We start from the raw sequence: 23164 nt of genomic DNA on the forward strand, positions 1-23164 counted from the left end.
AGATGTCTAAAGTATTACTTGTGCAAAATACCCGAGTTGAAGGTTCAGGATATTTGGGTGATCTTTTACGAAAAGATGGATTTGACATCATATCTGTTGATGCAAAACATGAAAAACTTCCAGACGAAAATTTCTCTCTAGTTGTAATTTTAGGCGCTCCTGAAAGTGCAAATGATGATTTGCCATACCTCCAAGCAGAACAACGATTAATCAAAAACTCTGTTGATAAGAACATCCCTGTACTTGGAATTTGTTTGGGCTCTCAATTAATTGCTAAAACATTTGGGGCCAAAGTGTATGCTGGTCCAGAAAAAGAAATTGGCTTTTACAATGATTTGAAAGTTGATAATAACTCTAAATTATTTTCAGGTTTTCAAAACCCATTTACTGTATTTCATTGGCATGGCGATACCTTTGATTTGCCTGAAGGTTCTATCAGATTGGCCTCATCTAAGAATTATCCAAATCAAGCTTTTCAGTATAAGAGCGCTACTGGATTACAATTTCATCTAGAAGTAAATGAGGATATGGTAAATCTATGGCTTGACAATACAGAAGAAAGACTAAAGGAAATCCCATACATTGATCCACAAAAAATTCGCTCTGATATAGATGAAAATATTTCAATTGTAAAATCAAATATGAAGAATTTTTACAACAATTTCAAAACATCATTTGATCTTTGACCAAAGTTTAATATACTGAGTTTTGATTTTACCGATCGAACGATGACAGCAGTTAAGAAAATTTTCGATGAAGTTATCCAAACTGATCACAAAGTCATCACTGAAGAAACATCAAAATCAATTCTCAAAACTTATGGTGTTAAAGTACCTCCATATGCGTTAGTGACTTCTGCAGAAGATGCAGCAAAACAAGCAAAGAAGATTGGTTTTCCACTTGTTATGAAAGTAGTATCTCCACAAATTTTACACAAAACAGATGTTGGTGGAGTCAAAGTCGGATTAGATAATGTGGCTGATGTCAAAAAGACATTCACTGACATGTATGGCAGATTATCTAAAAAGAAGGGTGTTGATGTTAAAGGAATTCTTTTGGAAAAGATGGTTCCAAAAGGTGTCGAATTAATTGTAGGTATTCAAAATGATTCCCAATTTGGTCCAATCATTATGGTGGGATTGGGTGGTATTATGACTGAAGTTATGAAAGATGTTGCATTTAGAATGCTTCCGATAACAACTTCAGACGCAAAATCTATGTTAAATGAACTTAAAGGCTCAAAACTCCTCAAAGGATTCAGAGGAAGTGAACCAATTGATACTAACATGGTTGCAAAAATGTTGGTGGATATTGGAAAATTGGGTGTTGAAAATGCAGATTACATTAACAGCATTGACTTTAACCCTGTGATAGTATACCCAAAATCACATTTTGTAGTTGATGCAAAAATTATTCTAAATAAAGAGATAAAGAAAAATTCCATTTCAAAGGCAAAACCAAACATCGAGTCCATGGAGACATTCTTTACACCAAAAACTGTTGCACTTGTTGGAGCATCAGCAAGTCCAGGAAAGATTGGCAATTCAATCTTGGACAGTTTAGTAAATTATGATTTTAAAGGAAAAGTATATCCAATTAATCCAAAAGCTGATGAAATCTTTGGACAAAAATGCTATCCATCCGTTGCTGCAGTTCCTGGAGATCTTGATCTTGTTGTAATCTCAGTTGATTTGTCAATGACTCCTCCTGTTTTAGAGGATTGTGCAAAGAAAGGAGTTCGTAGTGTGGTAATTGTATCTGGTGGAGGAAAAGAACTTGGTGGAGAAAGAGCAGATTATGAAGCTGAAGTTGCAAGATTATCTAAAAAATACAAAATCCGAATTATTGGTCCTAACTGTATCGGAATGTTCAACGCTGCTAATCGCCTTGACTGTGCATTCCAAGGACAAGAAAGAATGCTACGTTCAAAATTAGGCCCTGTGGCATTTTTCTCACAAAGTGGAACCATGGGAATTAGTATGTTAGAATCTGCAGATGTATTTGGCTTATCTAAGATGATCAGTTTTGGTAATCGTTCTGACGTTGATGAAGCAGATATGATTTGGTATGCTGCAAATGATCCTCAAACTAAAGTAATTGGGTTATATGTTGAAGGATTCGGAGATGGTAGAAAATTCATCAATGTTGCAAAACGTGTAATGAAAGAGAAAAACAAACCAATTGTGATTTGGAAGAGTGGAAGAACTGCTGCCGGTGCAAAACAAGCTGCATCCCATACCGGCTCACTTGGAGGTTCAAATGCAATCATCATGGGCGCATTCAAACAAGCAGGAATTATTTCAGTTGAAAGTTATCAAGAATTAGCAGGGGTCTTAAAGGCACTTGCATGGCAACCTCCAGCAAAAGGTAGCAAAGTAGCAATGACTAGTAATGGTGCTGGCCCAATGATTGGTGGAATTGATCAACTAGAAAAATTCAATCTTACAATAGGAAAACTATCTCCAGAAAATGTTAAAAAAATGAAAGCACATTTCCCACCTGCTGTCCCTATTCATAATGGTAATCCAGCAGATGTTGGTGGTGGTGCAACTGCAGAAGATTATAGATTTGTCATTCAGCAATTCATGGATGACAAAAATGTCGATATCGCAATGCCTTGGTTTGTATTTCAAGATGATCCTTTAGAAGAAACAATTGTTGATCATCTAGCTGACTTCCAAAAGAAAAGAAAGAAGCCTCTTTTAGCTGGTGGCAATGGTGGTCCGTATACTGAAAAAATGATTAAATTAATTGAAAAACACAATGTCCCAGTATACCAAGATCTAAGAACTTGGGTAGCAGCTGCCGCTGCATTATATCAATGGGGCAAAATTTCTAAAAAATAGATAACATTTAAGTCTCACATGACATGACAAATTTTCATGTCACTAGTTACCACATCTACTTCTGATGGCATTTGTACTGTCAAAATTAACAGACCTGACAAACTCAATGCTATGAATACTGATGTTGCAAAAGAACTAATCAAAACTTTTGAAGAACTAAACCATAATGATGACGTCAAAGTTATCATTTTGACTGGTGAAGGAGAAAAGGCATTTTCTGCTGGTGCAGATATTGAATACATGTCTAAAATCTCTGCAGATGAATCAGTTGAATATGCAAAGACAGGTCAGCTTGTTACTGAAACTGTAGAATTGGTTAAACAACCAACTATTGCAGCAGTTAATGGTTTTGCACTAGGTGGAGGTTGTGAACTTGCAATGTCTTGTGATATTAGAATAGCAGCAGATACTGCTAGACTAGGTCAACCAGAAGTAACAATTGGTATCCCTCCTGGATGGGGTGGTACTCAAAGATTAATGAGAATTGTGGGAATAGCAAAGGCAAAAGAACTTGTCTATACTGGTAAAATGATCAAAGCCGAAGAAGCAAAAGAAATTGGTCTCGTAAACCAAGTAGTTCCTCTTGCATCTTTACAAGAAGAGGCTTTGAAAATGGCACAGCAAATAGCTGGAAACTCTACCATGGGTGTTCAGATGTCTAAAGTTGCAATCAACAAGGGAAGAAACGCAGACCTTGATACTGGTCTTGCAATAGAACTTCTTGCTTGGAGAAACTGCTTTACTCATCCCGACCGCGAAGAGAGAATGACAGCATTTGTCAACAAGTCAAAGAAATAGCTATTTCTAATTTCTTTCTTATTTTATTAATTATTTTTTGAGTTTTTTCTATCTTTAAGATACTGTTACTACTCCAACCCTCCATGGGTGGAATGAACAAAAGTAATTGTAAACCCCTGATTCTTCAAATGTAAATTCAAATTTGTCTCCTGTATTCAATGGTGGACTGTTAAACAATTGTATGACCTTTCCTTTCTCCCCAATACTTTGGATGTTATGAGGTACAGAATCATCATTTATCCATGTGACTGTTGTACCTGCTGGAATCTCGAGGTTTAATGGAGAATAGAATCCTGCACCAGTGACATCAAAGTTTCCATTAGGAATGAATATTTCTGCATTTGAAACTTTGGGTACTTGCTTCTCTAAAGTTTCTATGACAATTACATTATTTTCTATCAAAAATTTTATCATGTTTAGAAATTCTGCCTCTGAAACAATGCCTTCACCATACCATAGTGCCGTATTTTTTACCCAATCTGGAACTGGTTCTGCACTTGCAAAATTTAGAGAAAATGAAATTAATAAAATTGCTAATATTGAAATTGGAATGATTCCCGTCCCAAAAGGAATTCTTGAAGCATTAGGAGGAGAATTAGATGGAAAAGATATTGATGAAATAATTACTTTGATGTTTCCAATGATCAAGGATACTGTTTTGTTTATCAAAGGTGGGTATGATTTGAAAAGATGTATTGAAACATTAGAAGATTACATGAGAGCATCTGGGATGAATTCTGAACATCGAGTAGAAGGTGACATGCACACATTTTTGATTCAGCATGATTTAGGATTGAAGTGGTCTGTTTTTACTGAACAATTACTGACTCAGGTCTTTCGTAATTTCTTACCTGAAAAAGAATTAACATTTCAGACCACTGATAACACGGTAATTCTATCTGTCTCATTAGGTTCTGATTTTAACGAACATGATTATCACAATTGAAATTCAATAAATCCTTTGAAATATCTCTTGTTCCATAGTATTCATCGATGAGTTCATCTGATTCTGTTCATCAAAAAATCCGTGTAAAACAAATTATGAGAAATTCCATCATTTCAGTTGACTCTTCTGCTACTGCCACTGATGCTGCAAAAATGATGGAAGATGCAGGAGTTGGGGCCGTAATAGTTTTGGAAAATAATCTTCCTGTTGGAATTGTAACTGACAGGGATTTTGCAATAAAAGTAACTGCCCATTCTTATCCTATTGACACTCCTGTTAGAAGAATAATGTCTTCTCCTCTTATCTCAATTGATTCTGATTCTGATTTATGGGAGGCGTCTGATTTGATGTCTACTAGAAATGTTAGAAAATTGCCTGTTATTGATGATGACAAGATTGTTGGAATTTTAACGTCTAGTGATTTAGTCAAACATATTACTGATAACTAGAAATCGCGATATGCGTGCCAATTTCTTGAATTACTAGTGTGTCAGGTGGGAAAAGCTTATTATAATTTGAACCGTCTTTTTTCATTATTATGGCAACTGAGCAAACACAAAAAATGATCACAGTTACCGCAAAAGCAGCTGAAAAGATCCAAGAATTTATGAAAGAAGAAGCAGAAGCCCCTGAATTCCTTAGAGTATACGTTCAAGGTGGCGGTTGTTCTGGTCTATCATATGGAATGGGTTTTGAAAAATCACCAGAAGAAGATGACATTGTCTTAGAAGAAAATGGCGTCAAACTTCTAGTTGACAGCTATAGCGTTGATCATTTGCAAGGTGCAAACGTAGACTATATTGAAAGCCTAATGGGTTCTGGATTCAAAATTAACAATCCAAATGTCACAAAATCCTGTTCATGCGGTCACTCCTTTAGCACTGAATAAACAATTTTCATAATTTTTCATTTTTATTTTCTTATAGCGATTGCTATGAAGCCAATATTTCTTGAAAATTTTACTATTTTTGATATCTTTTTTTGCGATACCCTCATATATCGAAAGCAGAGACCAAAATTATGATAATAAAGGAGATGAACTTATGTCCGGTAAATCAGGAATTGTCAAATATCACGTTAAACTTTCCTATGAAGTCGATGGACTCGTTGAAAGAGCAGATATAATCGGAGCCATCTTTGGCCAAACAGAAGGACTGTTAGGCCCTGAGATGAATCTGAATGAACTGCAACGAGTTTCTAAAGTAGGTCGCATTGAAGTAAATGCAAAATCTACATCAAACACTACCAATGGTGATGCATTAATTCCAATGAGTACTGATATTGATACATGTGCATTAATTGCAGCAGGTATAGAAAGTATTGACAAAGTAGGTCCGTTTGATTGTAAATTCAAGTTAGAAGCAATAGATGATGTACGAGCTGCAAAGAAAGATGATATTGTAAGACGTGCTAAAGAAATTAAACAAAAATGGGCAACCAAAACTGTTAGTGAAGGTGAAAGCATGCTAAATGATGTTCATCAAGGCGATGCTGGAAAACTATCCACATATGGTCCATCAAAATTAACATGTAGTTCAGGTCTTGCTAATTCTAATTGGGTTATTCTAGTTGAAGGAAGAGCAGATGTAATCAATCTCTTACGAGCTGGATATGACAACGTTCTTGCAATTGAAGGTGCTAAAATTGATGAATCAATAAAAGAATTGTGTGATTCAAAGGAAACTGTAGTTGCATTCCTTGATGGTGACAGATCTGGCGGATTCATTCTAAAAGAACTCAAATCTCTTGTAACATTAGACTATGCACTTCAAGCAGATACCGGTGTTGAAGTTGAAGAATTAACTCCACAAAGAATTGATGAAATACTAAGACCTATTGCTGATGAGATTAAAGAAGGAAAACCTGCACCTAAACTAAAAAGTGAAGATGATAAACCTGTAGCTGAAATGGCAGCAAAAGTATATCCTAATCTCAATGAAACCCTTGAAGCAGTTGCATTAGATAGTGATCAGAATGAGATTTTCAAAGTTCCAATCAGCGAAGTTGTAAGCAAATTATCCTCTCAATCAGGAATCAAATATCTTCTATTGGATGGGATTATCACCCAGAGACTTTTAGAAGGCGCTAAAAATGCTGGCGTTGAATGTGTGATTGGTCATAGAGTGGCAAAGCTATCAAATTCTGATGGTATGACACTGAAAACATTCGGCGACCTTGGTGTATCTTAGAATATAGATGACTGAACTAAAGATTCAGCACATCCTAACTCTTTCATATTTACTCTCAAAAGGTGCAAAATACAACTATGTTTCTATAACTACATCTTCATTGGGTAAAAACATAAAAAAATCACAACAAGCTGCCTCAAAACATCTCCTTGAATTAGAACAAAATCAATTCATTGAGAGGATAATTAATGGCAGAAATATTTCAGTCAAAATTACTCCAAAAGGATTCTCTGAAATGGTAAAACTTTCTGCAATTTTACAAAAAAGCCTTGATTCTTCACCCTCTCATGTTGAACTCAAGGGTACACTAGTTTCTGGAATGGGTGAAGGTGCATACTATATGGGCTTGAAAGGTTATACAAAACAATTCGAATCAAAAATAGGTTATGTTCCATATCCTGGAACTCTTAATGTCAAACTAGATCAAAAAATCCATCAAGAAGCAATCAAACAATTTGAAACTTTGGATGGTGTAAAAATTAAGAGCTTCTCTGATGGAAAAAGAACCTATGGGTGGGTTAAATGCTTTAATGCAAAACTGAATAACTCTGCAAACTGTGAACTGATAATTTTAGAGCGTACACATCATGATGATTCTATAATAGAATTAATTTCAAAAACTTGTCTGAGAAAAATTGCTAAATTAAAAGATGGCTCTAAGGTATCAATCAAAATTCCAATAGATTCCTAAATCCCATGAATGGATTCGCCATACTCTTTTTGAATTTTAGAGCTTGAACTTTCAGGTATTGGTGACTGTAACCTTGCAACTTTTGCATCAAGCTCAATTTTCTTACATCCTTCTGTAATGAATTTCTCCTGATGCACCTGATCATATCCTAGTGCAATAATTTGTGGTTTGACGTGATTCACTGTTTTGAAAATATCATCTTCCTGACCAATTAAACAAAGATCTACCATTGACAATGAATTTACCAATTCTTGTCTTTGTTCTTGGGAATGCAGTGGTCTTCTTTTCTTCATCTTTACTGCTGTATTGTCAGTTGCCACTACTACAACTAGTACGTCTCCTAGTTCTTTTGCTGCGTTTAATGTGTAAATGTGGCCTGGATGAATAATATCAAAAACTCCCCCTGCTAAAACTACACATAATGAATTTCTCCCTGCATTAGTGAGTGTTTTTCTATCTTTGTTTACTAATTGATTTTTAATTAATTCATCAATTTTCGAATCAATCACGTCTTTAGAAAACATGGTCTTTTTCTTGATTATTTCAAATGCTTCTTTTCCTTCAATCTGACATACATACATGATGGATAAGATGGTTTTTTCACTCTGCTCCAATATTTTTTCTATTTTTGACCCTCTCTTTAATTCATCGCTAAAAATTACATCTTTGGTTCAAGGCCTTTTGCTAATCTCAATGCGTCAACAAGACCATCTGCATAACCAATACTCAATATTGCTACCTCATCTTGACCATCTTCAAGAAATTTTTCTGCATCTTTGACATATAGTTCAGCATTTTCTAAAATAATTTGGAATTCTTTCTGGCCTTTGTATAAGGGCTCCACCTCCTCAAGTGCTTCTCTTACCATTGGGACATATTTTTTCATCATTTGAATTGAAATCTTTTTTGTTTTTTCTGTATTATCAAATGGTTCGTCTATACATTGACCTAGTATTTTCAATGCATCTGATTCTGTAAAATGCAATCTTCCTGGAATTATTACTGTATGGGGAGGCTTTCCAAAATCTATTTTCTTTAAACTAGATATTTTTCCTGAAATGATGGATTGATCTTTGAATCCTATTCTTGAAGCAACTATGACATATGTTGATGAATCAATTACATTTCTTATCTGTCCTTTTTCAGTTTCTAAGAGTCCATTTAATGCATCCTTTGGATCCAGGAAAAAGTCTTTGTCTTGATTATATTCTAAAAGAAGTACTGTGTGATTTCCCTCTATGATATTTTTGTATATTACATAATATGGAGTTGTCAAAGATTTCATTTCGCTCATAATTGTTGCAATTCTTCCCACTTTGTAAAAATGCAAACCGCATTCTCCTATCATAGAAGTGAGTGATGAGGATGCATGAATTGACTGTGTCTTGATTTTTTCTTCAATGGCTCTTGTTCTTAATTCAATGTGAGTTGTTGCAATGTATGGATCCCCATATGCTAATAATACCACCTTCTTTTTCTTTGCATTTTTTAAAATTTCACTGCCGTCTTCAACAAGCCATCTTTTTGCCAGTTTGAATTCTCCTTTTGTAGCATTTTTTATCTTTGTTAAATCTGATTTTCCAATTGGACTGGTAAATTGTTCCAAGTAAACAATATCTGCTTTTGATAAAACATCTAATGCCTCACTTGGAATTGATTTGAATCCCGAAATTCCTAAACCTACAAACCAGAGCATTACTGCAATTTTCTATCGTGTAGTCTTTTTAAATGCTGTAGTGTTTTCTTGAGAATTTCAATTCCTCTCAAATATTCATCAATTGAGACTTTTTCATCAATTGTATGGGCCTCATGTGGATCCCCTGGACCATATGTCACTACAGGAATATTCCATTGATTTCCTAAAACATTCATGTCTCCTGTACCTGTTTTTCTGATAAGAGTTGGTCTTGAATGTTCTACTTCCATAATTCCAAGAGTAAATGCTCTGACCAATGGGGATGTGTGAGATGCCTCAAATGGCTCTGTTTCATCAAGAATCGAATAAAATGCTTCAACTTCTCTTTCCTGGGCAATTTCTTTCACCAAAGTTGCAATTTTTTGCTCAATGGTTTTGCAGTTCATGTCTACAGGAATTCTAATGTCAAATGTAGTCTCACAATCTTTTGGTGTCACGTTATGACTTGTTCCACCTTTGATTTCTGTCATGGTAACTGTAAGTAGCATTCCTTTGCTTCTACTCTCTTGATTTGCTTCTAATCTATCTTTAAGCTCTTTTACAAAAATCATTGATTCTTGAATTGCATTTTTTGAAAGCCATGGTGCACTTGCATGAGAACTATCATCAACACTGATTTTGAGATTGATTGCAAGTCTTCCTTTGTATGCAATAGTCACTTGTTTAATTCCACTTGGTTCTCCAAAAACTGCATAATCAATTCCCATCTTTTTCTTTACAAGATTTTTAATTCCAGTGGCATTGCCTTCTTCGTCTACAGCTCCTACAAAAAACACGGTTCCGTTGTTGTTTTGAATTGATGCTGCAGCAAACAACATTGCCATTAATGGTGCTTTGGCATCTGATGCACCTCTGCCATACAATGAATCTCCTTCTTTTCTAACTTTGACTTTTCCTGGGACTACATCCATATGTCCACATAGCATGATTTTTGGAGAACCTGAACCTTTCTTTGCTATGATGTTGCCAACTTCATCAATCTGAATGTCTTCAAAACCTAAATCATCACATTTGTCAGCTAAAAATTCTGCCATTGGTTTTTCACTCAATGATGGTGTGTATAGTCTGAGTGACTTTTCTAGCATCTTTACTGCAAACCTTGGTGTTATTGTGAAATTGCTGTCCAATTCTTACTTTTCTATATTTAGCGCGTAATCTAGCATTAAGGAAGGAATGTCTACTTCGCAAACTCTTACTGTGTTTTTGTATTCTGTCGTATTGTTTACTTCGTGCACCACGAGCCCTTTCTCATCACTTTCCATTAAATCTACACCTACGATATCTCCTTGAATTGCATGTTTTGCCTTGATACACATTTCCTCCATTTCCTGCGTAACTTTACACGGATCAGCTGTTCCTCCTAATGCCATGTTAGTTTTCCAATGTTTAGAAGAACGATAAATTGCAGCTACTATTTTGTCTCCTACCATAATTGCTCTGATGTCTCTTGGAGGTCTTTTTACAAATTCTTCCAAATAATGTACTTGATAAATTGGATACATGTTTTCTCTACTTTCAATAATTCCTTCAGCTGCATCTCTGTCATTTAATTTTGAAATTAATCTGCCCCAACTACCAACTGTTGGCTTGATTACTTTTGGATATCCCTGTGAATCTAATGCTTGCAAAGCTGCTTCTTTTGAAAATGCCACAGTTGCATCCGGTGTTGGCACTCCGAATTTTTTTAGTAACATATGTGTGAATAATTTATTTCCTGCAAAAACTCCTGTGTTAAGACAATTAATTACTTTAACACCGATTCCTTCAAGAGCTGCAGTTGAATGAAGATTTCTATAATAACTAACACATCTTTGAATTACAACACCATAGTCTTCGGGTTTCTTTTCTAAATCTATTGCCAGTTTCTTACAATCAACCATCTGAATATTGATGTTCTTTTTTTTACCTGCTTCTAGCAGAGCTTTTTCTTCCCAACGGATGGTATCGTAAAGAATGGTAACGTCAGGACTCACTGTCCCCAATCCTCGCCAACCGTTTGGGCAGGCTTTAGATCGAAACCGTTTGAACCTTTAGCTAGTTCAAAACTTGCTCCACATTCTGGACATGTTATGATTTCTCCTTCAAGTGCATCACTTGGGACAGAAATATCTGCATCACATTCTTCACATTTTGACATATTATCTCTTCATTATTCCTCTTTATTTATCATTAATTATCTTTTTTTCAAGTCTGTCTTCTAGTGGGATCTCTATTAGATCACCCATTCTTAGACCCTTTAATCCTGCGGCAACTGCTTTTGCACCTTCGTCGTCTTTTTCCAGTCCTAATAATGACATCAAGTATGCTGCACCTGTTTTTCCAGCTAGTTCTCCAAATACTATTCGTCTTCTATTTCCAACTGCTCTAGGAGGAATTGGTTCATAGGCAGCAGGATTCTTGAGAATTGCAGCAAGATGTGTACCTGCCTTGTGTTTGTATGCCGATGAACCTACAATTGGTTTAGAATCGTATGGTTTGATTGAGGTGTATTCTTCAATTAATCTAGACAAATCAAGTAACATGTCTAATCTGAAATCATTTGGTGATTTGTAAAGATAGGTTAATGCCACTGCAACTTCAGCAAGTGGAGGAATTCCTGTTCTTTCTCCAATGCCATCAATTGTGGTGTGAATTTGATCAACTCCTGCATCACATGCTGAGAATGCATTAGCAACTGCAAAACCAATGTCATTATGAACATGTGCATCTAATGGAACATCTACTACTTCTCTTACTTTTTTAACAAAGTTGTACATTCCAATTGGACGTAAAATCCCGACAGTGTCTGGTAGGCTTATTCTGTCTACTCCTGCTTCTTCAATAGCTTTACACACTTTGAGTAAAAATTCCGGCTCTGCTCTACTTCCGTCTTCAACTGTAAATCTAATTTTTAATCCATGAGATTTTGCATACTCTACTGTTTCAACTGCTCTCTCAAGTGCTTCTTCTCTTGAAATTCTTAATTTGTCTTTAAGATGAATATCTGAAATTCCTAAATATGCTGCACACCACTTTGCATCACAATCTAATGAAGTGTCGATGTCTTCTTTTAGTGCTCTACCATGAGAGACAATATCTGCCTTTAATCCTTGTTTGATTATTGTTTTAGTTGCCTCTTTGTGATCATTTGAAACTACTGGGGAAATTTCAATTTGATCTACTCCGAAATAATCAAGCATCCATGCAATCTGAATTCTTTGTTTGTTTGTAAATGAAACACCTGGATGTTGTTCTCCTTCTCTCAGTGTACTGTCCAAAATTCTGATTTTCTTTGGATTTTTGTCGTATGCATTATACAGATTTGCATAGTGATTCGGATCTTTCATTACAGAAATCGTTACATAAAATTGATGATATAAACATATTCGTACTAACTTCGTCTGAAATACACAAAAATGATCCTAAATTAGTTTTTAAATTTAATTACAAAACGAAAGTCGTTTTAGGCTACTTTTCTCAAAATAATGACCGTGTTAGTGTCTACTACTCCTGGAATCTTTCTTAATGCATCAATGCTGCTATTGATCTCTGCAATGTTTGTAGCACTCATAATTGTTGTAATGTCATATTGACCTGTGATTTCATAAACTGTTTTAACGCCTTCTAGTTTTGCAAGCTTTAATGATACTTTGGATGTATCCGTTGCAGAATCCACTGAAACCAAAACAATTGCACTAGTTGTATTTTCTTCTCCAATTTCCAAAGTAAATTTCTTAATTGTTCCACTGTCTACTAGATTTTTTACACGCCTTCTAACTGCTGATTCTGATAATTTGAGTTTTTTACCTATATCTACAAATGATTCTCTAGAATCTTCTTTTAGATAACCAATGATTTTTTCGTCTACTTTATCCTTGAACATCTCTTTTTTGCTCCTCCTCAGTTAATACGGAATCAAGAGCATGTAAAACTTTTGTTATGTCTTCTTCAGATATTACTAGTGGTGGAAGAATTCTTAGGATGTTTCTTCCTGAATACAACATTAAGACTCCTTTTTCCATTAATGCCATTAAAATATCTCTAACTTCAAATTTCATCTCTACTCCAATCATGAGGCCTTTTCCTCTGACTTCTCTAATCATAGTATGTTTTTCTTTTAGTTTTTCTAATCCTTCCCTGAATATTTCTCCCATTTTTTTAGAATTTTCAATCATTCCATCTTCTGTAATTGCCTTGAGTGCCGCAGTTCCTGCTGCACAAGATATTGGATTGCCTCCAAATGTAGATGAATGCTCTCCTTTGCTTATTGCAGCTAAAATATTTGGTTTTACCAGTGTTGCTCCCATTGGCACACCGCCTGCAATTCCTTTTGCAAGACACAAAATATCTGGTATGGTATTCCAATGCTCACATGCCCATAATCGTCCTGTTCTGCCTAAACCAGCTTGAATTTCGTCAAAAATTAACACAATTCCTTTTTCATCACAAAGCTTCCTGACTTCTTGCAAAAATCCGTCTGGTGCGACAATGATTCCACTTTCACCTTGTATTGGTTCTAAAATTACAAATGCAGTGTCTTCATCAATTTCTGAACGTAATGATTCTATGTCTCCATATGATGCAAATGAAACTTTTTCAACGAGTGGAGCAAAAGCTTTCCTGTATTTTGGATTAAATGTTAATGATAATGCCCCAAATGATTTTCCATGATAGGAACCTTTCATTGCGACCATTCCTTTTTTGCCTGTAAACTTTCTTGCAAACTTCATTGCAGCTTCAATTGCTTCAGCCCCACTGTTGTTTAGATGAACTTGTGTGAGTCCATTTGGAGCTAAACCAATTAATGTTTTCAAAAACTCTTCTCTAGTTTTGTTGTATAGTGAACTATGCACTGTTATGATTTTATCAATTTGTTCTTTTATTGCATCATTAACTCTTTTATTTTTATGACCAACTAAAGCTACGCCGTATCCTCCCATGCAATCAATGTATTCTTTTCCATCTATGTCCCAAACATGAGAACCGACTCCTTTTTCAATTGTTACTGGGAATCTCTGATAGAGATTGCCCATGTATTGATCTTCACTCATGTTCAATCACCGTACAATTATCATGTGCAATGGCTGATGATATTGGATTTTCTCTTTGACCGTTTCCAATCAAAGCTTCTTTGACTCCCATATCTAATGCTTCAGTGGATGCCAAAATCTTCTTTTCCATTCCTGGTCCAATCTTTGGTCTAATCTCTTTTGCTTCAGCCAATGTTAATTTTTGAACTAGTTTATCATCCATTAATAATCCATCCACATTTGTGATGAATAATACTTTATCACATCCTACCTTACCTGCGACATATGCTGCCGCTCTGTCCCCGTCAATATTGAGAAATTCTGATTCTTCACTCATTGCTATGGGTGAAATAACTGGTGTAAGACCCTGTTCTAGGAGGGATTTGATGAATTTTGCATTAACTTGGCGAATTTTTCCAGTATATCCGCCATCAATTGCTTGTTTTCTGCCTTTTTCATTTACAATTAATAATTTCTTTTTTCTATCTGCTTCGATTACTTTGGCATCTACTCCTGAAAGACCAATTGCATTAATACCGTTTTTCTGAAGCATTTGAACAATTGTTTTGTTAATTCTACCTGACATGACCATAGTGAAAATTTCTGCTGTCTCTTTGTCTGTGTATCTGCTTTTGATGCCACTTGGAGATGTTACAAATTTTGGTTCTTTTCCTAATTGTTCACAGACTTTGGTGACTTCTTTTCCACCACCATGAACAATAATTATCCCCTCTGTTTCTGCTACTTTTTTAATATCTGAAATTGTTGATGGATGTAAATCGTCTACTACACTTCCGCCGATTTTAATTGTGATCATTTCTAAACTGGAGTGAGTGGGGTGTATCTTAGTCCGTCCATTTCATCAAAACCACACATTACATTCATGTTTTGAATGGCAGAACCTGCTGCACCTTTCATTAAATTATCTGATGCAGACAATGCAATCAATCTATTGTTGTCTTCGTCTAAATCAAATCCTATATCACAAAAGTTTGAACCTACTAAGAATTTTGGATCTGGGAATTTGTATAATCCTTTTTTGTCTCTGATTAGTCTGACGAATTTCTCTTCTCCATAAGCTTGACGATACAATTTCCATAATTCTTTTTCTTCAATATCTTTTTTCAAGAATGTATGGTTTGTACATAAGATTCCACGAACTACATCTACTGCATGTGGACTCATTGAGACATGAATTTTCTTTCCTGCAATTTCACTGAGCTCTTGTTCAATTTCGCCTGTGTGTCTATGCTTTGCTGGTTTGTATGGTCTGATTACTCCTGCACGCATTGCATGTGCTGTTCCTGAACCAGAACCTGCACCTGATGAACCAATCTTTGAATCTACTACAATATGTTCAATATCAATAATGTCATTTCGAATTAATGGTGCCAGTGCCAACATTGATGTTACAGCCATACATCCTGGACAAGAAACAAGTTGTGCTTTTTTAATTTGTTCTCTGTGTAATTCCGGAACTCCGAAAACTGATTTTTCTAAATAATCTGGATGTGGATGTTTCCAACCATACCATTTGTCATATGCTTCTTGATCATGCAATCTGTAATCTGCACTCAAATCAATCACTTTGATTCCTCTGTCATACAGTGCTTTGACAATTTCAGTTGCTGTTCCATGTGGTACTGCTGTAAATACTAGATCACATTTGTCAGTCAATTTATCATAATCTAATTCTGAAAATGTGAGATCGGTAAATCCCTTCAAACTTGGTTGAACTCTGTGTAGATATTCCCCTACATGTTGTCGTGATGTGACCATTGCGATCTCGACATCTGGGTGGTTGACAAGAAGACGAAGTGTTTCTCCTCCTACATATCCAGATGCTCCAACAACTCCTACTTTCATGATAAGACCACTTCTAATGTAGTATAATTTATTTTCTTATGTAGTTTAGAGCAAATTCTACCATTTCTTTTGGTATATTTCGTTGTGCAACTCTTGATAATCCTTTGAATTCTACTGTGTTGTTTACTTCGTGGACAACTAATCCATTTTTCTCATCTTCCATCATGTCAATTCCCAAAATTCCTCCTCCCATGGCTTTGGATGCTTTAGATGCCATGTCTTCCATCTCTTTTGTGATCTCACAAAGCTCTGGATCTGCCCCTAGTGCAATATTTGTCTTAAATCCTCCTGAAGATTTTCTATACATGGCAGCAATTGGCTCATCTCCTACTGTGATAACTCTAATGTCTCTTGGAGGCCTTTTGATTAATTCTTGTAAATAGTAAATTCTATCATGAGGGCTATCTGTAATATCTCTGATTTCAAAAACTGCTTCCATTGTATCTTTATCTTTTAGTGGCAACACTCCTCTTCCCCAGCTTCCTATGACTGGTTTGATGACTAGTGGAAATCCCACTTTTTCCAAATTTTCTGCTGCACTTTCACTTGAAAATGAAAAATATGTCTTAGGTGTTGGAATATTGTTCTTTTTCAAAAGTAATGTCATGAACATTTTATTTCCACAAATGTTTGCAACTGCAAATTTGTTTAGTACTGGGATGTCCATGAATTCAAGACTGGCTGTAAAATGGAGTCCTCTAAAATAACTAACACATCTTTCTAAAACAATATCTCCTAAATCATAATCTTCTTTTTTGCTATCTGTGTTGATTTGAGTGATCTTTGCATCTAACATCAATACATCGTGACCTAGTTCCAATGCTTCTTTTTGTAGCATCTTTTCTTCCGCTCTTAGACGGTCAAAGACAATACAAACTTTTGACATTACTCTCCCCAGTCTTCGCCTACAGTTTCTGCTTGTTTTAGCTCAACATTTGATCCGTCTTTTTTTGCGATTTCAAAGTCAGCGCCACAATCAGGACAGGAGACAATTTCTCCTACTGAGGCATCGTCTGGGATGTTTATTGTTGCATCACATTCTGGGCAGTTCATGTTTTTGTTGACCTTTTCTTTTGTAATTTATTAGCTTCTGTTGACTGCATTCCCCACAATTCTACGAATCCTTTGGCTGATCTTTGATCAAATGTTGATTCTGCACCATAAGTTGCGATATCGTGACTGTACAATGAATTACTGGATTTTCTGCCGACAACTCTGAGGCCTCCTTTGTATAATTTCAGCTTCACAGTTCCCGAAACTGGTTTTTGTGATGCTTCTATGAATCCGTCAAGATCTGTTTTGAGAGGATCTTGCCATAGTCCTGAATATGCCAAATATGCCCATTCGTCATCAATAATTGATTTGAACTTGTTTTCGTGTTTGGTATGGACAATTTTTTCTAAATCTGCATGTGCTTCAATTAAACAAGTTGCTGCTGGAGTTTCATACACTTCTCTGGATTTGATTCCGACAACCCTGTCTTCTATATGATCAACTATTCCAACACCTGCATTACCTGCTTTTTTGTTAATGTATTCAATTAATTTTACTGGCTCCATTGTTTTGCCATCGACAGCAACTGGGATTCCTTTATTGAATTTAATTTCCAAGTATGTTGGTTTGTCTGGTAAATTCTTTGTTTTGACCCAAATGAATGCATCTTCCGGTGGTTCATTGTAAGGATCTTCTAAAACTCCTCCTTCAATTGCACGACCCCACAAGTTTTGATCAATACTGAATTTTTTAGCTACTGTATCTATTTCAATTCCGTGTTTCTTTGCAAATTTCAATTCTGTATCCCTATCCAAATTTTTATCTCTAATAGGAGCTATGATTGGAAGATCAGAACCAGAACGTAACGTGATATCAAATCTTACTTGATCATTTCCTTTTCCAGAACAACCATGTGCAAGCGATGTTACTTTTTCTTTTTTTGCAATCTCTAAAACTTTTTGAGCAATTAATGGTCTGGCAAGTGCTGTTGCAAGACAGTATTTTTTTTGATAAAGCGCATTTGCTTTAATTGATGGGAAAATGTAATCTTTGACAAACTCTTTTCTTGCATCAATGTTGTAGTGTTTTTTTACACCAAGCTTTTTTGCTTTAGATGCAATCTTTTTCCAATCATCTCCTTGTCCAACATCTACTGTAACAGTGATGACATCCATATCGTGTTCATCTTGAAGATACTTTACAACAACTGAAGTATCTAGTCCGCCTGAAAATGCAAGAATTCCTTTTTGAGTCATAAAACATCTTTTCCGTCGTATTTTGGAATTTATCTTTTGTGATGGACTCAAAATCAATTATTTTGAAAAAATTTCTGACTAGCTTGAGCTAAAATTCGATGATTATTTAACCGCCAGATATAACGCTGTTTTATGAAAACTCGTTTGATTATATCTCTCAGCATTGCAGTTATTCTCATTTCCATAGTCGGAATTGCTCTTAATTCTGAAAATTCTTTGAATGAAAATAAAATACGCATAGCATATTTTCCAAACATTGGTCATGCAATCCCAATAGTTGGAATTGAAAAAGGGTTTTTTGAAGCAAGTATAGGAAACACAACAAAAATAGAAACTCGAGTTTTTGATAGTGGACCCCAGGCAATCGAATCACTTTTTGCCAATTCAATTGATGTTGCATATGTGGGTCCAGGCCCTGCAATTAACGGATTTCTAAATTCAGAAAATCACAATGTAAAGATTCTTGCAGGAGCTGCAAGTGGTGGTGCAAGCTTTATCGTTCATCCTTTATCTGAAATAAATACTGCATCTGATTTTGCAGGAAAAAAAATTGCCGCCCCTCAAATCGGTAACACCCAAGATGTATCCTTGAGAAATTACTTGTCAGAACATGGACTCAAACCAGCTGAAAAAGGCGGTTCTGTAATTATTTACAATATTCCAAATCCTGACATTTACACATTGTTTGTTAAGGGTGATATTGATGGTGCTTGGGTAGCGGAGCCTTGGGCCACTATCTTAGAATATGAGTTGAATGGAAAACGATTGTTTCATGAAGAAGAATTATGGACAAACAATGAGTTTGCATCTGTTCTTTTAATTGGCAATACAAATTTTGTAGAAAAAAATCCAACACTGATTAAAAATTTATTGAAATCTAATAGCGACACTGCAGATTGGATTAATCAAAATCCAATGGAAACTAGAATTATTTTTAATGATTTTTTAAATTCTCATTTGGGCCAATCCTTATCTGATGATGTTGTAGATGTTGCATTATCAAACCTTGTAATCACTGATGATCCCTTGCCTGATTCTGTCCATTCATTTGCTGAGAAAGCAGATGCATTAGGCTATCTTGGAAGAAATGGATATGATTTGTCTGGTATTTTTTACTACTTTGATACAAATTCTATTGATGGAGATGGTACTACATGACCAAACTTGAAGCAAAAAATATTGTAAAATATTTCAGCCATGATTCTCACAAACTCAAAGCACTGGGTGGTGTCAATCTCAAAGTTGAGGCAGGAGACTTTGTGTGCTTGGTAGGTCCATCAGGATGTGGAAAATCTACCTTTTTACGCATTGTTGCAGGCTTGGAAAAGCCTGATGATGGACAAATCTTGTTTGATGGTCATACTGTTTCAGAGACAGGTCCGGAGAGGATTATGGTGTTTCAGGAAGGGGCACTATTTCCATGGCTTAAGGTTCAGGATAATGTGGAATTTGGATTAAAGATGGCAGGAATTCCAAAAGAAGAGCGTGCCAAAATATCTCATCGATATTTGGATATGATGCAATTGACAAAGTTTGCAGATTCGTATACTTATCAACTATCAACGGGAATGAAGCAGCGTGTTGCAATTGCAAGAGCACTTGTAATGGATCCTGACGTGTTGTTAATGGATGAACCTTTTGCTGCACTTGATGCACAGACCCGTGATTTACTATTAGTTGAAATGCAATTAATTTGGGAGAAAACAAAAAAGACAATTTTGTTTGTAACTCATAGTGTTTCAGAAGCTGCAGTGCTTGGAACCAAAGTTGCAATTTTCAGTAATCGCCCATCTGTAATTAAAAAAGAAGTTGAGAATAATTTTCCAAGACCTAGAATAACTGAAGATGAATCATTGCTGAAATTTCAGCAAGACATCTTGGCAGAACTTAGACCCGAGGTAAAAAAAAGTAAAGAGTGACAATCATGGCAAAAAATTACACGTTTCATAGAATTGCATTTTACATTGGAATAGTGGCAGTTTGGCAAATCATTGCAATGCTTGGAGTTTGGCCTGAAAACATTTTCCCATCCCCATATGAGGTTGCAGAAGATTTGGCATATGGTGCAGCTGATGGTAGTTTGTTGTATGGAATAGCAACTAGTATGTGGAGATTATCTATTGGTTTGGCAATTGCAATTGGTGGGGGAATTGTACTTGGAATATTTATGGCAAGAGTTGAGGTGATTAACCAAACTGTTGGCTCTCTTGTTTTAGGTTTACAATCAATTCCTTCTATTGCTTGGGTGCCTTTGGCAATACTTTGGTTTGGATTAACTGATGGTGGAATAATTTTTGTCACTGCAATCGGTGCTATTTTTGCAGTAACCATCAACACCTACACTGGAGTCAAAAACATCAATCCTCATTTTATTGAGGCAGCCAGAAACATGGGTGCAAAGGGCAGCCAGTTGATCACTTCGGTTTTGATTCCAGCAGCTTTTCCATACATGATTTCTGGCTTTAAACAAGGCTGGGCTTTTGCATGGAGGGGTGTAATTGGTGCAGAAATTCTATTTTCATTCCTAGGATTGGGCTTTTTGCTTAATGCTGGTCGTTCTCTAAATGATGTTTCGCAAGTCATTGGAATAATGATTGTGATCATGGGAATCGGTCTTGCAGTTGATGGTGTGATTTTCAAGAGATTTGAAAACAAAGTAATGTCTCGTTGGGGTCTGAGATAATTTCTTTATTTTCTAATCTTTAGTGATACCACAAATGCGCATATGATTACTATGATTGCAAAATACATCACTGCAGTATAATCAAACAAAAATGCAATACTTCCTGCTATTACTGGGCCAACTACTGTTGCAATTGATATCGTAGAGCTGAAAATCCCCGTTGATGTTGAACGTGGATTGTTTTCCATCAGGTGGAAATTTCCACCAATGAACAAAAATGCCCACGTTGCACCAACAAGTGACATAAACGGCATTGCCATCCACCAGTCTGTGATTACTGCTAACCCAACAAATACAAATGTTGTAAATCCAACACCGATTTGAAACTTTGCTACATTTGATAGATGAATCTTGCTTGCCATAACATTCATCAAAATAAAAGCTGTCAATGTGTTTGCAACATATACTATTGATATTTGATAAAGTTCTGCACCTAATTTCTCCATTAACATTATTGGAAGAATTGTCCAAACTGCCGCTGCTCCAATATGTCTTAGTAATAGTGACGAAAAGAGAAACTTGTTTTTTAGAATTACATTTTTTGTAGTTCCTGGTGTTAATTCTTTTACTTGTTGTGGGTTTGGCAATTTGATTGTGAATAACAATCCAATCACAAATGAAGCAGCACTGATCAAGAAAATTAATCTCAGATCATTTGCAATTCCGGCAGCTGCAATTCCGGCAAGCCATCCCAATGCATGAAACGAAATTACTGTTGCTGCTCTCTTTTTGTCAATATTTGCCTCGTAGGTATATGCAATCATTGCAGGAATCATAATTCCGCTTGCAACCCCTGCAGCAATTCTGACTAGGAAAAACATGCCAAGGTCGTCTGCAAAATAATGTAATCCGAATGTAATTGCGCACCCAATAAAGCCTATTCTGATGAATTTGAGCCTGGTTCCTTTCTTGTCTGAGTGTCTTCCAAAATAGATTTCAGATAAGATTTGGGCAAAACTAAATGATGCTACTAAAAGTCCAATCTCAAATACTGATTCTGTAACGCCTCTTGCTATGACAGGCATAAACACAAAGATTATGGAAATTCCAGCATGTTGAAAAAAAGTGGCACTACGAACTAGATTGTTTACTTGAGACTTTTGCATAAATATACAAAAAATTATCTTTAACCTAATTTCAATATACGTATCAATCACACTTTTCTGTATCTTTTCTGAAAAGAGTTAAACTGTCCAGTATTATTTTGAAATCAGATTGACAGAAAAAGAACCTTTTCTTGATGCAATGAAAAATCGTATTCTGTTGTTTGACGGTGCAATGGGAACTGAAATTCAAAGACATGATCCTAAACCTGAAGACTTTCCAAATAATCAAGACGGATTTAACGATGGCTTAGTTATTACTCATCCTGAATGGATTAAACAAATTCATAGAAATTATTTAGATGCTGGTGCTGATTGTATTGAAACTAATTCTTTTGGCTCAAACAAAATTAAACTTGACGAATATGGTTTTGGTGATCAAACAGTAGAGTTTAACAAGAAAATTGCTACTTTGGCATCTGAAGTATGCAACGAGTATACTGACAAACCTCGGTATGTGATTGGCTCTATGGGTCCTACTGGATATCTTCCAAGTTCAAACGATCCTGATTTGGGTCAAAAACCTTTGGATGAAATTAGAGAAGCATTTGAGTTACAAGCTGAAGGATTGATTCTTGGAGGAGTTGATGCATTACTCATTGAAACCAGCCAGGATATTCTTGAAGTAAAATTGGTAATTGAGGCATGTCACAATGCCATGAAAAAAACTGGCAAAAAAGTTCCGATAATTGCAAACACTACTTTAGATCAATATGGTAAGATGTTGCTTGGTACAAACATCCAAGCTGCATACACAACAGTATCTGACATGGGAATCGACGTATTTGGATTAAACTGTTCTACTGGACCAATTGAGATGACTCCAAGTGTTAGATGGCTAGATGAGCAAAATGAACATAGTGTATTGGTTGTTCCAAACGCTGGCATGCCTGAAAATGATGGAGGTCAAGCAGTTTACAAGATGACTCCTGAAAAAATGGGTGCAGCTTTAGGTGATTTTCTAAATGAATTCAAAAAAGTCCGAATTATTGGCGGTTGTTGTGGAACAAATCCTGAGCACATCAAAGCCTTAAGGAAGGTAATTGACGAAAAAGCAAATTCTATCAAGGGTTAAGTATTTACAAAAA

27 protein-coding genes are annotated in these 23164 nt (G+C 35.7%); 12 read left to right on the forward strand and 15 right to left on the reverse strand.

What is annotated here, in order from left to right; all coding sequences use genetic code 11:
- Positions 1 to 2: 2 nt before the first annotated feature.
- From ACW9XA_RS06110 to ACW9XA_RS06120, 3 genes are read left to right on the forward strand one after another with little or no spacing between them, the layout of a single operon-like run.
- Positions 3 to 686: a type 1 glutamine amidotransferase gene (locus ACW9XA_RS06110; protein WP_457763483.1), complete on the forward strand. Its 684-nt coding sequence runs from the start codon at positions 3 to 5 to the stop codon at positions 684 to 686.
- 42 nt (positions 687 to 728) lie between these two features.
- Entirely contained in the window at positions 729 to 2846 is a 2118-nt protein-coding gene (locus ACW9XA_RS06115; protein ID WP_457763484.1) for a 3-hydroxypropionate--CoA ligase, read from the forward strand.
- A 36-nt stretch (positions 2847 to 2882) separates the two neighbouring features.
- On the forward strand, positions 2883 to 3644 hold the full coding sequence (locus ACW9XA_RS06120; protein WP_457763485.1) for an enoyl-CoA hydratase/isomerase family protein: 762 nt from the start codon (positions 2883 to 2885) through the stop codon (positions 3642 to 3644).
- Positions 3645 to 3698: 54 nt separating this feature from the next.
- On the opposite strand, the gene ACW9XA_RS06125 is transcribed toward ACW9XA_RS06120, so the two are convergent.
- Positions 3699 to 4058 carry a cupredoxin domain-containing protein gene (locus ACW9XA_RS06125; RefSeq protein ID WP_457763486.1) on the reverse strand — a complete coding sequence of 120 codons (360 nt, stop codon included), beginning with the start codon at positions 4056 to 4058 and terminating at the stop codon, positions 3699 to 3701.
- Between ACW9XA_RS06125 and ACW9XA_RS06130 the strand changes: the two genes are divergently transcribed.
- The 5 genes from ACW9XA_RS06130 (at position 4057) to ACW9XA_RS06150 (ending at position 7470) form a co-directional block, all read left to right on the forward strand.
- Complete coding sequence (locus ACW9XA_RS06130) at positions 4057 to 4590, forward strand: hypothetical protein (RefSeq protein ID WP_457763487.1); 534 nt, start codon at positions 4057 to 4059, stop codon at positions 4588 to 4590. The two genes, ACW9XA_RS06125 and ACW9XA_RS06130, sit on opposite strands and share 2 nt — an antisense overlap.
- Positions 4591 to 4637: 47 nt before the next feature.
- Entirely contained in the window at positions 4638 to 5039 is a 402-nt protein-coding gene (locus tag ACW9XA_RS06135) for a CBS domain-containing protein (RefSeq protein WP_457763488.1), read from the forward strand.
- Positions 5040 to 5128: 89 nt separating this feature from the next.
- The gene (erpA, locus tag ACW9XA_RS06140; protein ID WP_457763489.1) at positions 5129 to 5479 is read left to right on the forward strand and encodes an iron-sulfur cluster insertion protein ErpA; all 351 of its coding nucleotides are present in this window, start codon (positions 5129 to 5131) and stop codon (positions 5477 to 5479) included.
- 154 nt (positions 5480 to 5633) lie between these two features.
- Positions 5634 to 6779, forward strand: coding sequence for a DNA primase DnaG (dnaG, locus tag ACW9XA_RS06145; RefSeq protein ID WP_457763490.1), 1146 nt, complete (start codon positions 5634 to 5636; stop codon positions 6777 to 6779).
- Positions 6780 to 6786: 7 nt separating this feature from the next.
- Positions 6787 to 7470 (forward strand): DUF120 domain-containing protein, encoded by a 684-nt coding sequence (locus ACW9XA_RS06150; RefSeq protein ID WP_457763491.1) that lies wholly within the window; start codon positions 6787 to 6789, stop codon positions 7468 to 7470.
- Here ACW9XA_RS06150 and ACW9XA_RS06155 read toward each other — a convergent pair.
- The 13 genes from ACW9XA_RS06155 to ACW9XA_RS06215 form a co-directional block, all read right to left on the reverse strand.
- The gene (locus tag ACW9XA_RS06155; protein WP_457763492.1) at positions 7467 to 8084 is read right to left on the reverse strand and encodes an adenylyltransferase/cytidyltransferase family protein; all 618 of its coding nucleotides are present in this window, start codon (positions 8082 to 8084) and stop codon (positions 7467 to 7469) included. The two genes, ACW9XA_RS06150 and ACW9XA_RS06155, sit on opposite strands and share 4 nt — an antisense overlap.
- Positions 8085 to 8128: 44 nt before the next feature.
- On the reverse strand, positions 8129 to 9166 hold the full coding sequence (gene dph5 / locus ACW9XA_RS06160) for a diphthine synthase (RefSeq protein ID WP_457763493.1): 1038 nt from the start codon (positions 9164 to 9166) through the stop codon (positions 8129 to 8131).
- On the reverse strand, positions 9166 to 10293 hold the full coding sequence (locus ACW9XA_RS06165; protein WP_457763494.1) for a M20/M25/M40 family metallo-hydrolase: 1128 nt from the start codon (positions 10291 to 10293) through the stop codon (positions 9166 to 9168). The genes dph5 and ACW9XA_RS06165 overlap by 1 nt, the downstream gene beginning before the upstream one ends.
- Before the next feature lie 3 nt (positions 10294 to 10296).
- Positions 10297 to 11139: a lysine biosynthesis protein LysX gene (gene lysX / locus ACW9XA_RS06170; RefSeq protein WP_457763495.1), complete on the reverse strand. Its 843-nt coding sequence runs from the start codon at positions 11137 to 11139 to the stop codon at positions 10297 to 10299.
- Complete coding sequence (lysW/argW, locus tag ACW9XA_RS06175) at positions 11136 to 11303, reverse strand: alpha-aminoadipate/glutamate carrier protein LysW/ArgW (protein ID WP_457763496.1); 168 nt, start codon at positions 11301 to 11303, stop codon at positions 11136 to 11138. Before lysW/argW (ACW9XA_RS06175) ends, lysX (ACW9XA_RS06170) begins: the two co-directional genes overlap by 4 nt.
- 22 nt (positions 11304 to 11325) lie before the next feature.
- Positions 11326 to 12492 (reverse strand): LeuA family protein, encoded by a 1167-nt coding sequence (locus ACW9XA_RS06180; protein ID WP_300325500.1) that lies wholly within the window; start codon positions 12490 to 12492, stop codon positions 11326 to 11328.
- Positions 12493 to 12608: 116 nt separating this feature from the next.
- Positions 12609 to 13028, reverse strand: coding sequence for an HTH-type transcriptional regulator LysM (gene lysM, locus ACW9XA_RS06185; RefSeq protein WP_457763497.1), 420 nt, complete (start codon positions 13026 to 13028; stop codon positions 12609 to 12611).
- Positions 13015 to 14196 carry an aspartate aminotransferase family protein gene (locus ACW9XA_RS06190; protein WP_457763498.1) on the reverse strand — a complete coding sequence of 394 codons (1182 nt, stop codon included), beginning with the start codon at positions 14194 to 14196 and terminating at the stop codon, positions 13015 to 13017. The genes lysM and ACW9XA_RS06190 overlap by 14 nt, the downstream gene beginning before the upstream one ends.
- Entirely contained in the window at positions 14189 to 14992 is an 804-nt protein-coding gene (locus ACW9XA_RS06195) for a [LysW]-aminoadipate/[LysW]-glutamate kinase (RefSeq protein WP_457763499.1), read from the reverse strand. Before ACW9XA_RS06195 ends, ACW9XA_RS06190 begins: the two co-directional genes overlap by 8 nt.
- 2 nt (positions 14993 to 14994) lie before the next feature.
- The gene (argC, locus tag ACW9XA_RS06200; protein ID WP_457763500.1) at positions 14995 to 16041 is read right to left on the reverse strand and encodes an N-acetyl-gamma-glutamyl-phosphate reductase; all 1047 of its coding nucleotides are present in this window, start codon (positions 16039 to 16041) and stop codon (positions 14995 to 14997) included.
- A 28-nt stretch (positions 16042 to 16069) separates the two neighbouring features.
- Positions 16070 to 16927: a lysine biosynthesis protein LysX gene (gene lysX / locus ACW9XA_RS06205; RefSeq protein WP_457763501.1), complete on the reverse strand. Its 858-nt coding sequence runs from the start codon at positions 16925 to 16927 to the stop codon at positions 16070 to 16072.
- A complete protein-coding gene (gene lysW/argW / locus ACW9XA_RS06210) occupies positions 16927 to 17094 on the reverse strand; it encodes an alpha-aminoadipate/glutamate carrier protein LysW (protein ID WP_300325520.1) in 168 nt (55 codons plus the stop codon). The genes lysX (ACW9XA_RS06205) and lysW/argW (ACW9XA_RS06210) overlap by 1 nt, the downstream gene beginning before the upstream one ends.
- A complete protein-coding gene (locus ACW9XA_RS06215; protein ID WP_457763502.1) occupies positions 17091 to 18290 on the reverse strand; it encodes an argininosuccinate synthase in 1200 nt (399 codons plus the stop codon). The genes lysW/argW (ACW9XA_RS06210) and ACW9XA_RS06215 overlap by 4 nt, the downstream gene beginning before the upstream one ends.
- A 132-nt stretch (positions 18291 to 18422) precedes the next feature.
- On the opposite strand from ACW9XA_RS06215, the gene ACW9XA_RS06220 reads away from it, so the two are divergent.
- The 3 genes from ACW9XA_RS06220 to ACW9XA_RS06230 are packed head-to-tail and all read left to right on the forward strand — an operon-like array spanning position 18423 to position 20973.
- Positions 18423 to 19448 carry an ABC transporter substrate-binding protein gene (locus ACW9XA_RS06220; RefSeq protein ID WP_457763503.1) on the forward strand — a complete coding sequence of 342 codons (1026 nt, stop codon included), beginning with the start codon at positions 18423 to 18425 and terminating at the stop codon, positions 19446 to 19448.
- A complete protein-coding gene (locus tag ACW9XA_RS06225; protein WP_457763504.1) occupies positions 19445 to 20209 on the forward strand; it encodes an ABC transporter ATP-binding protein in 765 nt (254 codons plus the stop codon). The genes ACW9XA_RS06220 and ACW9XA_RS06225 overlap by 4 nt, the downstream gene beginning before the upstream one ends.
- 5 nt (positions 20210 to 20214) lie before the next feature.
- Positions 20215 to 20973 carry an ABC transporter permease gene (locus ACW9XA_RS06230; RefSeq protein WP_457763505.1) on the forward strand — a complete coding sequence of 253 codons (759 nt, stop codon included), beginning with the start codon at positions 20215 to 20217 and terminating at the stop codon, positions 20971 to 20973.
- A 5-nt stretch (positions 20974 to 20978) separates the two neighbouring features.
- Here ACW9XA_RS06230 and ACW9XA_RS06235 read toward each other — a convergent pair whose 3' ends face one another.
- Positions 20979 to 22079: an MFS transporter gene (locus ACW9XA_RS06235; protein ID WP_457763506.1), complete on the reverse strand. Its 1101-nt coding sequence runs from the start codon at positions 22077 to 22079 to the stop codon at positions 20979 to 20981.
- Positions 22080 to 22188: 109 nt separating this feature from the next.
- On the opposite strand from ACW9XA_RS06235, the gene ACW9XA_RS06240 reads away from it, so the two are divergent.
- Positions 22189 to 23151, forward strand: a complete 963-nt coding sequence (locus ACW9XA_RS06240) for a homocysteine S-methyltransferase family protein (protein WP_457763507.1) — start codon at positions 22189 to 22191, stop codon at positions 23149 to 23151.
- Positions 23152 to 23164: the final 13 nt, after the last annotated feature.

The sequence above is a fragment of the Candidatus Nitrosopumilus sp. bin_6a genome (genome assembly GCF_054095695.1).